10 protein-coding genes, 4 tRNA genes, 1 rRNA gene and 2 other RNA genes are annotated in these 10670 nt (G+C 53.1%); 2 read left to right on the top strand and 15 right to left on the bottom strand.

What is annotated here, in order from left to right:
• Positions 1-192: 192 nt before the first annotated feature.
• The 11 genes from rplA to ACL2XG_RS15125 form a co-directional block, all read right to left on the bottom strand.
• Positions 193-897, bottom strand: a complete 705-nt coding sequence (rplA, locus tag ACL2XG_RS15075) for a 50S ribosomal protein L1 (RefSeq protein ID WP_162368657.1) — start codon at positions 895-897, stop codon at positions 193-195.
• 3 nt (positions 898-900) lie between these two features.
• The gene (gene rplK, locus ACL2XG_RS15080) at positions 901-1329 is read right to left on the bottom strand and encodes a 50S ribosomal protein L11 (protein ID WP_162368658.1); all 429 of its coding nucleotides are present in this window, start codon (positions 1327-1329) and stop codon (positions 901-903) included.
• A 154-nt stretch (positions 1330-1483) separates the two neighbouring features.
• Positions 1484-2029, bottom strand: a complete 546-nt coding sequence (nusG, locus tag ACL2XG_RS15085) for a transcription termination/antitermination protein NusG (protein WP_410012671.1) — start codon at positions 2027-2029, stop codon at positions 1484-1486.
• Position 2030: 1 nt separating this feature from the next.
• Positions 2031-2414, bottom strand: a complete 384-nt coding sequence (gene secE / locus ACL2XG_RS15090) for a preprotein translocase subunit SecE (protein ID WP_410012672.1) — start codon at positions 2412-2414, stop codon at positions 2031-2033.
• Positions 2415-2681: 267 nt separating this feature from the next.
• Positions 2682-3866, bottom strand: coding sequence for an elongation factor Tu (gene tuf / locus ACL2XG_RS15095; protein WP_410012673.1), 1185 nt, complete (start codon positions 3864-3866; stop codon positions 2682-2684).
• 110 nt (positions 3867-3976) lie between these two features.
• Positions 3977-4052: transfer RNA gene (locus tag ACL2XG_RS15100), tRNA-Thr, on the bottom strand.
• A 5-nt stretch (positions 4053-4057) separates the two neighbouring features.
• Positions 4058-4132 (bottom strand) — tRNA-Gly (locus tag ACL2XG_RS15105).
• A gap of 142 nt (positions 4133-4274) precedes the next feature.
• Positions 4275-4402: non-coding RNA, RtT sRNA (locus tag ACL2XG_RS15110), on the bottom strand.
• Between the two features lie 42 nt (positions 4403-4444).
• Positions 4445-4571: non-coding RNA, RtT sRNA (locus ACL2XG_RS15115), on the bottom strand.
• Between the two features lie 43 nt (positions 4572-4614).
• A tRNA-Tyr gene (locus tag ACL2XG_RS15120) sits at positions 4615-4699 on the bottom strand.
• 10 nt (positions 4700-4709) lie between these two features.
• Positions 4710-4785, bottom strand: a tRNA-Thr gene (locus ACL2XG_RS15125).
• A gap of 312 nt (positions 4786-5097) precedes the next feature.
• On the opposite strand from ACL2XG_RS15125, the gene ACL2XG_RS15130 reads away from it, so the two are divergent.
• Both ACL2XG_RS15130 and coaA read left to right on the top strand, forming a co-directional pair.
• Positions 5098-5646 (top strand): GNAT family N-acetyltransferase, encoded by a 549-nt coding sequence (locus ACL2XG_RS15130; RefSeq protein ID WP_410012674.1) that lies wholly within the window; start codon positions 5098-5100, stop codon positions 5644-5646.
• Between the two features lie 204 nt (positions 5647-5850).
• On the top strand, positions 5851-6801 hold the full coding sequence (gene coaA, locus ACL2XG_RS15135) for a type I pantothenate kinase (protein ID WP_410012675.1): 951 nt from the start codon (positions 5851-5853) through the stop codon (positions 6799-6801).
• A gap of 123 nt (positions 6802-6924) precedes the next feature.
• Here the strand turns inward: coaA and birA are convergent, their stop codons facing one another.
• The 4 genes from birA to rrf form a co-directional block, all read right to left on the bottom strand.
• Positions 6925-7884 carry a bifunctional biotin--[acetyl-CoA-carboxylase] ligase/biotin operon repressor BirA gene (gene birA, locus ACL2XG_RS15140; RefSeq protein ID WP_413721817.1) on the bottom strand — a complete coding sequence of 320 codons (960 nt, stop codon included), beginning with the start codon at positions 7882-7884 and terminating at the stop codon, positions 6925-6927.
• The gene (gene murB, locus ACL2XG_RS15145; protein ID WP_413721816.1) at positions 7881-8918 is read right to left on the bottom strand and encodes a UDP-N-acetylmuramate dehydrogenase; all 1038 of its coding nucleotides are present in this window, start codon (positions 8916-8918) and stop codon (positions 7881-7883) included. The genes birA and murB overlap by 4 nt, the downstream gene beginning before the upstream one ends.
• A gap of 217 nt (positions 8919-9135) precedes the next feature.
• A complete protein-coding gene (locus tag ACL2XG_RS15150; protein WP_413721815.1) occupies positions 9136-10062 on the bottom strand; it encodes a hypothetical protein in 927 nt (308 codons plus the stop codon).
• Between the two features lie 293 nt (positions 10063-10355).
• Positions 10356-10471 (bottom strand): 5S ribosomal RNA (gene rrf / locus ACL2XG_RS15155).
• Positions 10472-10670: the final 199 nt, after the last annotated feature.

A 10670-nucleotide genomic window follows, 5' to 3' on the forward strand; every position in this document is an offset into this window, starting at 1 on the left:
CGCTTGGTTGCCGCCTTCCTGCACCTCGAAATAGTTTAGGTAATATGCACCTGCGGTCTTGGACGGAGGCTTGGATAAGGCCAAGCTCCAACCGAAAATCTTGTTTTTTTTCGTCCAGGCTAAACAACGGCCAATGACGAAACAATGGGCGTTAGATTCTAGACAAATCTTTCGCCCAAGTCAAAGGGGTAATTATGCAACAACCGTTGCCAGACCGCTTTGATCGATAGCCAGACCTGCGCCCATGGTGGTGGAGAGGCTGATTTTCTTGATGTACACGCCTTTGGCCTGTGTCGGTTTGGCTTTTTTCAGCGCAACCAGCAGGGATTCCAGGTTTTCTCTCAATTTGTCAGTATCGAAGTCCACTTTACCGATGGTGGTGTGGATAATACCGTTTTTGTCGTTGCGATAACGAACCTGACCGGCTTTGGCGTTTTTAACCGCTTCGGCGACGTTCGGGGTAACGGTACCCACTTTCGGGTTAGGCATCAGGCCGCGCGGCCCGAGGATCTGGCCCAGCTGGCCCACGACGCGCATGGCATCCGGGGAAGCGATAACAACGTCAAAGTTGAATTCGCCTTTTTTGATCTGATCGGCCAGGTCATCCATACCGACCAGGTCCGCGCCGGCTGCCTTGGCAGCTTCGACGTTGGCGCCCTGGGTGAAGACGGCTACACGTACGGTACGGCCGGTGCCGTTAGGCAGGACGGTGGCGCCACGAACGTTTTGATCGGACTTACGGGCATCAATCCCGAGGTTTACGGCAACGTCGATGCTTTCAACGAACTTGGCGGTAGCCAGTTCCTTGAGCAACGCAACGGCTTCGTTGATGTCATATTGCTTAGTGGAATCAACTTTGTCGCGGATTACACGCATGCGCTTGGTCAGTTTAGCCATTTCTTAATCCTCCACTACCAGGCCCATGGAACGAGCAGTACCTTCAATGGAGCGGGACATCGCTTCCACATCGGCACCCGTCATATCCGCCGCTTTGGTTTCCGCGATTTCGCGAACCTGGGCGTGCGTTACTTTACCGACTTTTTCTTTGTTCGGCTTACCAGAACCAGACTTCACGCCTGCGGCTTTCTTGAGCAGCACGGCAGCCGGCGGGGTTTTGGTAACGAAGGTGAAAGAGCGGTCGGAGTAAACGGTGATAACAACCGGGATTGGCAGACCTTTTTCAATGCTTTCAGTCTTGGCATTGAAGGCTTTACAGAATTCCATGATGTTAACGCCCTGCTGACCCAGCGCTGGGCCGACCGGCGGACTTGGATTCGCCATGCCTGCTGCAACCTGCAGTTTTACATAGGCTTGTACTTTCTTGGCCATTTGAATTTCCTCTAGCGGGTGATAGCGCCGGTTAAGGCTCCCCAGTGTATAAGCTATTACATGCCCGTGGGCACATAAAAACGAAAGGCGCGAAATTCTAGTTCAATTTCGCGCCTTGAGCAAGCATTAATCATTATCGATAGGGGGTCGGCTATCAGCCCTTCTCAACCTGGCCGAAGTCCAGCTCGACCGGAGTGGCGCGACCGAAAATCGACACCGACACTTTCAGGCGGCTTTTTTCGTAGTCGACTTCTTCCACCACGCCGTTGAAATCGGCAAACGGACCGTCGTTGACGCGCACCAGTTCGCCGGGTTCGAACAGCGTCTTCGGCCGCGGCTTGTCACCCACTTGCTGGAGGCGATTCATGATCGCATCCACTTCTTTATCGCTGATAGGCGCCGGGCGATCGGAAGTGCCGCCGATAAACCCCATCACGCGGGGCACGCTGCGCACTAAATGCCAGCTGGCGTCATTCATCACCATTTGTACCAGCACATAGCCCGGGAAGAATTTGCGTTCGCTCTTGCGGCGCTGACCGCCGCGGATTTCGACGACTTCTTCCGTTGGCACCATGACTTCGCCAAACAGCTCTTCCATATTGTGCAATTTAATATGTTCGCGTAGAGACTGCGATACGCGACCTTCAAAACCGGAAAACGCCTGGACGACGTACCAACGTTTCTTCGGAGCTTCGGACATCTTAGAACCTCAGGCCAGTAATAAACGATACCAGACGGACCAGAATACCATCCAGTCCCCACAGGATCAGTGACATCACGGCGGTCACCGCGGCGACGATTAACGTGGTGTGCAACGTTTCCTGGCGGGTCGGCCATATCACTTTGCGTACTTCGGTACGCGCTTCACGGGCAAACGCGACGGTCGATTTGCCTTTCACTGTCATCAGGGCAATACCGCCTGCAATGGCGATAATCAGTACGACAGCCAGCGCTCGCAGGGGTAAGCTAAAATCACGATAATAATAATTACCGACGATCGCAACCACCAGCAGTACAGCGACCGCTGCCCACTTTACCACTTCCAGGCTACGCCCGCTTCCTTGAGCTTCGGTATTCGCACTCATAAAAAAAACCTGTCACGTAGGATTCACACAAACAACTTAGCCCCGCAGAGGGCGAGGCTACCAAGCGAAGAGTGCTCTTTAAAAGCAACAAAACTTCGAAGCTTCACGCCGCTGATGAAGAGCCCATCTCACCAATGATTATGACGTAAAATCGCTGATGAGATAGGTTCTCTGTCACAGCGTAGAAAAAAGGCATCAAATGATGCCCTTTTACTGCGCGCTACGTCAAATGTTATTCAACATCTTTCGAAGACTTATACGCCAGTCTTACGCGATAACCTTGGCAACCACGCCGGCGCCAACGGTACGGCCGCCTTCGCGGATAGCGAAACGCAGACCGTCGTCCATGGCGATCGGGGCAATCAGGTTAACAATCATCTTGATGTTGTCGCCAGGCATAACCATTTCCACGCCTTCCGGCAGTTCGATGGTACCGGTCACGTCAGTGGTACGGAAGTAGAACTGAGGACGGTAGCCTTTGAAGAACGGCGTATGACGGCCGCCTTCATCCTTGGACAGGATGTAGACTTCGGATTCGAACTGGGTATGCGGTTTAATGGAGCCCGGTTTAGCCAGTACCTGGCCGCGTTCCACGTCGTCACGCTTGGTGCCGCGCAGCAGGACGCCGACGTTTTCACCGGCACGGCCTTCGTCCAGCAGTTTGCGGAACATTTCAACGCCGGTACAGGTGGTCTTGACGGTATCCTTGATGCCGACGATTTCAACTTCTTCGCCCACTTTAACGATGCCGCGTTCCACACGACCGGTTACCACGGTGCCGCGGCCGGAGATGGAGAAGACGTCTTCGATGGGCAGCAGGAACGGTTTGTCGATTGCGCGTTCCGGTTCCGGGATGTAGGAATCCAGGGCTTCGGCCAGTTCCAGGATTTTAGAGGTCCAGGCTTCGTCGCCTTCCAGCGCTTTGAGCGCGGAACCACGGATTACCGGGGTGTCGTCGCCTGGGAAGTCGTACTGGGACAGCAGTTCGCGCACTTCCATTTCAACCAGTTCCAGCAGCTCTTCGTCATCGACCATGTCGCATTTGTTCATGAAGACGATGATGTAAGGAACACCTACCTGGCGGCCCAGCAGGATGTGTTCGCGGGTCTGCGGCATCGGGCCGTCGGTTGCGGCAACCACCAGGATGGCGCCATCCATCTGGGCGGCGCCGGTGATCATGTTTTTCACATAGTCGGCGTGTCCCGGGCAGTCTACGTGCGCGTAGTGGCGGGCCGGGGTGTCGTATTCAACGTGGGACGTGTTGATGGTGATACCACGGGCTTTTTCTTCCGGCGCGTTGTCAATCTGATCGAAAGCACGGGCGCTGCCGCCGTAAGCTTTGGCCAGCACGGTAGTGATGGCGGCGGTCAGGGTCGTTTTACCATGGTCAACGTGGCCGATAGTACCGACGTTAACGTGTGGTTTTGTACGTTGAAACTTTTCTTTAGACATCGATTGTCCCTCTAAGACACGAATAAATCGGTGGTATCACCACATTAACCAGACATAGGCCTGATAAATTTATTTTCTAACAGAAAGTGAATCAGGAGGGAGACTAGAAGTGGTGCTGATAGGCAGATTCGAACTGCCGACCTCACCCTTACCAAGGGTGCGCTCTACCAACTGAGCTATATCAGCACATTTGGAGCGGGCAGTGGGAATCGAACCCACGTCATCAGCTTGGAAGGCTGAGGTAATAGCCATTATACGATGCCCGCATCTTGGAACTCGGCTACCTGATATTTCTGTAGATTGTTGAAAGGTTCATATCATACAAACCTTGGTCGAAGGTTTTCAACCTTCCCCTGGCGCATGATGTTGCTTTGCATCAGGGATTGCCTTGGTTGCCCGCGGCGAATTTGGTGGTGGGGGAAGGATTATTCGTCACTTCGTTCCTCACCCTTCGGGCCGTCGCAAGCGACGTTGTCTCGCTTTGCTCGACTCGAACCTTAATCGAAGGTTCTCAACCTTCCCCCTGGCGCATGATGTTGCTTTGCATCAGGGATTGCCTTGGTTGCCCGCGGCGAATTTGGTGGTGGGGGAAGGATTATTCGTCACTTCGTTCCTCACCCTTCGGGCCGTCGCAAGCGACGTTGTCTCGCTTTGCTCGACTCGAACCTTAATCGAAGGTTCTCAACCTTCCCCCTGGCGCATAATGTTGCTTTGCATCAGGGATTGCCTTGGTTGCCCGCGGCGAATTTGGTGGTGGGGGAAGGATTCGAACCTTCGAAGTCAGTGACGGCAGATTTACAGTCTGCTCCCTTTGGCCGCTCGGGAACCCCACCAGATTTTTGTTGGTGCCGGCAGAAGGAGTCGAACCCTCGACCTACTGATTACAAGTCAGTTGCTCTACCAACTGAGCTATGCCGGCATCAAGTGCAGCGCATTCTAGGTAGAGCCGGCGACCTATGCAACAAAAAAATCGCGTAAATCGCACTTTCGCTCATAAAATACCCAAAATTAGAAAATGTCTCACAAATTTGTTTGTTATTCATGCACCGAGAGAAGCGCCCCGGCCGGCCAGGGCGAGTCTGCACCACGATGGGCGTATTGCACCGCCGTGGCGCCCGGAACATCGCCGCTTCCCGCGCGGTGCCTCTGTTGGCCATGATCCCCAGCTGGCACGCGTCTTGCTTTATTTATACCGTAGTTTCTGTGATATCACCGGCCGGAGGATGACATCATGAAAATAGTACAGCTGAATGCCGCCACGCTTCCCGTTTACCGCAGCGAGCTCGCAGGCCTGCTGATGGACGCCGTTGCGTACGGCGCCTCGGTGGGCTACACCAATCCCCTGACCCAGGATGAGGCGGAGGGCTATATCCACGGCCTGCGCTCCGCCATGGCTAAGAATGACTTATTGTTATGGATTGCACGTGACGAGCGGGGCATTGTCGGCAGTATCCAGCTGGAGTTATGCCGTAAGCCAAACGGGCAAAACCGGGCGGAAATACAAAAACTCCTGGTGCACAGCCGCGCCAGGCGCGAAGGGATTGGGAAATCGCTGATAGGCGCCCTTGAGCGCACCGCCCGCGATCTGCAGCGCGGCCTGCTCTACCTGGATACCCAATCCGGTTCCCCCGCGGAAGCCTTTTACCGCGCGCTCGGCTACCGCTGCCTGGGTGAAATTCCCGATTACGCCTGCACGCCGGACGGTTATTACCATCCCACGGTTATCTATTACAAACGCTTATTCGCCGTCAACCAGCAGCTAAACGCCATCGCCAGCTAAGCTCATAAGCGGCGGGTACGGATCTTTGTCCTGTGACCCAAGTGTCCCCGGGCCGTACCCTTCCGCCCATTGTCAAGATTCCATGGTTTAAGCAGAAAAAACACTCTACGATGTTAACGAAGCTGTCTATACTATGCAGCTTGTTTTCGTTCCGGGTGGGCTCGGCTGCCCCGATTGGACCTGCGCAACAGGCTGGCTAAGCTTATGATAAATCGTGATCAATCACTTACCACACCCTATCTTCAGTTCAACCGGCAGCAATGGGCCGCTTTGCGTGATACGGTTCCCCTGACGTTAACCCAGGAAGAAATAATAAAACTGAAAGGGATTAACGAAGATCTTTCCCTTGATGAAGTGGCGGAAATTTATCTGCCGCTCTCGCGTTTAATCAATTTCTACATCAGCTCCAATCTGCGCCGCCAGGCGGTATTGGAACAGTTCCTTGGCACCAACGGCCAGCACATCCCGTATGTTATCGGCATTGCCGGCAGCGTGGCGGTGGGTAAAAGCACCACCGCGCGCGTATTACAGGCGTTGCTGAGCCGTTGGCCTGAACACCGCTCGGTCGAGCTGGTCACCACCGATGGTTTTTTATATCCCAACCGCGTACTGAAAGAACGGGAATTAATGAAGAAAAAGGGATTCCCGCAATCCTACGATATGCGCAGCCTGGTTAATTTTGTTTCCGAAGTAAAATCAGGCGCCAGTGAAGTTACTGCTCCGGTATATTCCCATCTGATCTACGATATCGTGCCGGAAGATAATAAAGTCATCTCGCAACCCGATATATTAATTCTTGAAGGATTAAACGTGTTGCAGAGTGGCATGGATTATCAGCATGCCTCCCATCATGTTTTTGTTTCCGATTTCGTCGATTTTTCCATTTATGTGGATGCACCGGAAGATTTACTAAAAAGCTGGTATATCAACCGTTTCCTGCGTTTTCGGCAGGGTGCGTTTTCCAATCCGCATTCTTATTTTCATAATTATGCCAAGCTGACGGAAGAAGAAGCCGTACAAATTGCCAGCCAGCTTTGGGAAGAAATTAACGGATTAAACCTGAAAGAAAATATCCTGCCCACGCGTGAGCGCGCGAGTCTGATTTTATCCAAAAGCGCCAATCACGCAGTGGGGAATATCAGGCTGCGGAAATAGTCCATAACGTCCGGGCACGCTGTAATCCATAAATAACAGGAAACGGCGCCCTATAAATCGTCAGTGATTGTCTGTTACGGCATTATTGGCCGTAGCCATATGACCCCGCGCGGGATGAACATGTCAAAGTCCCCGCAGCGAGATTTCACCACCGAGGTAGGCTTTTACCTTACCGTCTTGTTCCAGCAACAAGGCCCCCTGCGCATCGATGCCGCGTGAAATACCTTTGATTTCACGCTCGCCAATCAGCAGCTTAACCGGGCGATGATAAAAGTTATCCAGTGCCTGCCAACGCGTTACGAACGCGGCGAAGCCGTCCCGTTCAAAAATCGGCAATGCCAGCCTGAGCCCGTTGATAAGCTTCGCAGCCAGAGCGTTACGATCGATCTGGATACCCGCTTCCTGTAAATTAATCCAGCCCTGATTGATGACCGGCTCGGCCGCTTCCCTCATCGCCAGGTTAATTCCGGCGCCTATCACCAGATGCGCGGCATCGCCTGCCTTGCCGCTGATCTCCACCAGGATGCCGGCCAGCTTGCGATCGTGCAGATAGAGATCGTTAGGCCATTTCACCCGCACCTCGCGCGCGCCCAGTTCATGCAGCACTTCCGCCATGATGATGCCGATCACCAGGCTAAGGCCGATCGCCGCCGCCGGGCCTTGCTCCAGCCGCCAATACAGGGACAGATAGAGATTGGCGCCAAACGGCGAGACCCATTGCCGGCCGCGCCTCCCCCGTCCCGCCATCTGGTACTCTGCGACACAGGCGTCGCCGGAGCGCAGGACGGCGGTGCGCTCCATCAGGTACTGATTGGTGGAATCAATCACCGGCAGCACCGTGACCCCGCCCCGCGGCAGCAGCGACAGGATTTTCCCCTCATCCAAAAGTTGCAGCGGGGCATAGAGGCGATACCCTTTACCGGGAACGGTGAAAACATCAATACCCCACTCCCGCAGGGTCTGGATATGTTTATTGATGGCCGCGCGGCTCATGCCCAGCGAATCGCCGAACTGCTCGCCGGAGTGGAATTCCCCGTCGGCCAGCAGCCCGATTAATTTTAGCGGAACGGTGATATCTTTCATGACAGAGTATCCACCGCGTCTACTTCACCGCCGGCGGCGATAAACCGCACTTCTGGCTCCAGCCAGACGTTAAACCGTTCCGCTACGCTATTGCGCACCAGTTTCGCCAGCGCGACGATAGCCCGCCCATCAGCCTGGCCGTTATTGATCAATACCAGCGCCTGTTTGGCATGCACCGCGGCGGCGCCCAGCACATAGCCTTTCAGGTCGCACCGATCTATCAGCCATCCCGCCGCCAGTTTTACGCTACCGTCCGGCTGCGGATAGTGCGGCGCATCGGGATACCGTTGCAACAGGCGCCGTGCGTCCTCAGCGCCGACCAGTGGATTTTTAAAAAAGCTGCCGGCATTGCCGGTAATGGCGGGGTCGGGTAATTTGCTGCGGCGCATGGCGCAAACGGTATCAAAAACCTGGCGCGGGGTGACGGTCCGGCTATCCAGGCGGACAAGATCGCCGTAGGTAAGCACCGGGCGCCAGGTTTTGTCCAGGGTAAACCCCACCGCCACGATAGCGTAGCTGGCCCGATAACGGTGTTTAAACACACTGTCGCGATAACCGAACCGGCACTCCGCGGCGCTAAGGCGTATCTTCTCGCCGTTATTCAGATCAAGCAGATCGACGTATTCGCATACCGATTCCAGCTCCACGCCGTAGGCGCCGATATTCTGGATGGGCGCAGACCCGACACGGCCGGGGATTAACGCCAGGTTTTCCAGCCCCGCCATGTCCTGCGCCAACGCGAAGGACACCAGTCCATGCCAGTCCTCGCCGGCGCCGACATGCAGATGCCAGGCATGGTTGTCTTCGCTGACCTGTATTCCTTTAATGCGATTTAGCAATACGGTGCCGGCAAAATTTTCCAAAAAAAGGACATTACTGCCGCCGCCCAGCAGCAATACCGCTTCGGACCGCCGTTGGGCGTCGCGCCAAAGCGTCAACAATTCAGTTGCGGTATGGGCAGTGGCGATATGGGCGGCTACCGCGTCGATGGCAAAGGTATTCAGGTGTTTTAACGCCACACCATGCATTGTCATGGTAAAAACCTTTCTTAATCACTCTTGAGCCTAGTTTACCCGATCGGGACGGATTTCAGCGACTAACTTTAGCGCCTTCCCGATCTGGCGGGCAGGATTCCGTTACCCCTTAGGGTATGAGGCCGTTATGATAAGAAAAGTGTAAACATGACCAGACTATCTGCATTTTCCCCAACATTTCCTTTTATCACCGTTACGAAACGCTGGATTTGCCGTGCTACGCTATTTTAACCACCGATTGATAATGACCAGGAGTATTTAAGATTATAATCTCGCGTACAGGGCTATTATTATCCGCCTCATCGCCAGAGTACTCTCCTTCAGTAATGTAGTGATTACCGTCATCTACAATATTAGGAGAAATCAATTTAACCTTGATGTTTTCACCAAGAGCCTGATTGACTAAATTAACAATAAAAGTGGCGTCGCCGCTATTACTACCCGTGGAATTATTGTTATCAAAAAAGAGGCCTTGGTTTTCACTTCCTGGTTTTACTGCATCATAAAACATACGCAGTTCAAATGCTTTATGCCCGATAGAGCCGGTAATTCCTTTATCGTGGTAAATACACTGGACAATGGAATGAAATAAGCAATTGTTATTCTCACCACTACTATCCCGTATAACATATCCCGTTTCAAAGAGATACTTTTCTAACGCCGGCATCGCGCTGAGATGGGCCATTGCCTGCGTTTCGAGCTGTACCGTATTCTTATTTGCCTCGGCTGCAGGCCCTGCCATGCCCACACGGCCATTTCCTACGGAAGTGGTGCTGGCCAAACTTGCCTCCATTGCTCGCCTGATCTCCTCATCTTCAAGGGCGCTTTGCTGGCTGGCAGCCAGTGCCCTTAGGAAATCATCATCCTTTTCACCGGAGGGCAGGTTAGCGGAGGACAAACTGGCGTCAATGGTTTGCCTTAATATAACGTCTTCATTTAAACTCGCCATACTCCGTAACAATACCGCTGACAAATCGGGGTCATCATCGGTGCTTTCGCTAGCACCTTTAGTCAGTGGCAAGCTTACATTACTTACTTCTGTCAATATCCGACCATTCGGACGTGCATTTATATGAGAATGAAGTGACTGATTATATATCCCAAATAAATCTGAGTGGTTAATGTCTCTATGATTATTGATCATTTTACAAAAATCCTGATTGATTTAATTGTGTCTCATAATATAGATCAGCCCATAAACAGTAATCAAACAATCGTCCGGTCTATTGTCACATTTCGCGTTGATAATAATCTTAATCTGAAGTATTTAGTAAAATGTCAGCAATTTTATTACATGAACTATTAAAAGATGATATTGGGATAAATATATTTATAAAGCTTTGCCGGTGGTCCTACTCTCTTACTCGAGTAGCGAACCGCCAGGGTTACGCACATGAAAAAGCCCTCTGTTTTCACAGAGGGCTTCGTCAATTGGATGCCTGGCAGTTCCCTACTCTCGCATGGGGAGACCCCACACTACCATCGGCGCTACGGCGTTTCACTGCTGAGTTCGGCATGGGGTCAGGTGGGACCACCGCGCTAGTGCCGCCAGGCAAATTTCTCGTCTCATCCTGAGACTCGCCCTGCGGGCCAGCGCTGTGCGCTGTACAAAATCGCTCCCGGCGATTTTGTCATTTCCCCTGTGCAAGGCCAACGCTCCGCGTTGTTGACAACCCGTCAATATCTCGACCGGTTGTGTTTAATACTTTCCGTTACAAGCTGAAAATCCTCTCGCCGCCCCTTGGGGCAACG

Origin of the sequence: Sodalis sp. RH24, assembly GCF_047324145.1 — a bacterium.
In the GTDB taxonomy this organism is placed as follows: Bacteria; Pseudomonadota; Gammaproteobacteria; order Enterobacterales; family Enterobacteriaceae; genus Acerihabitans.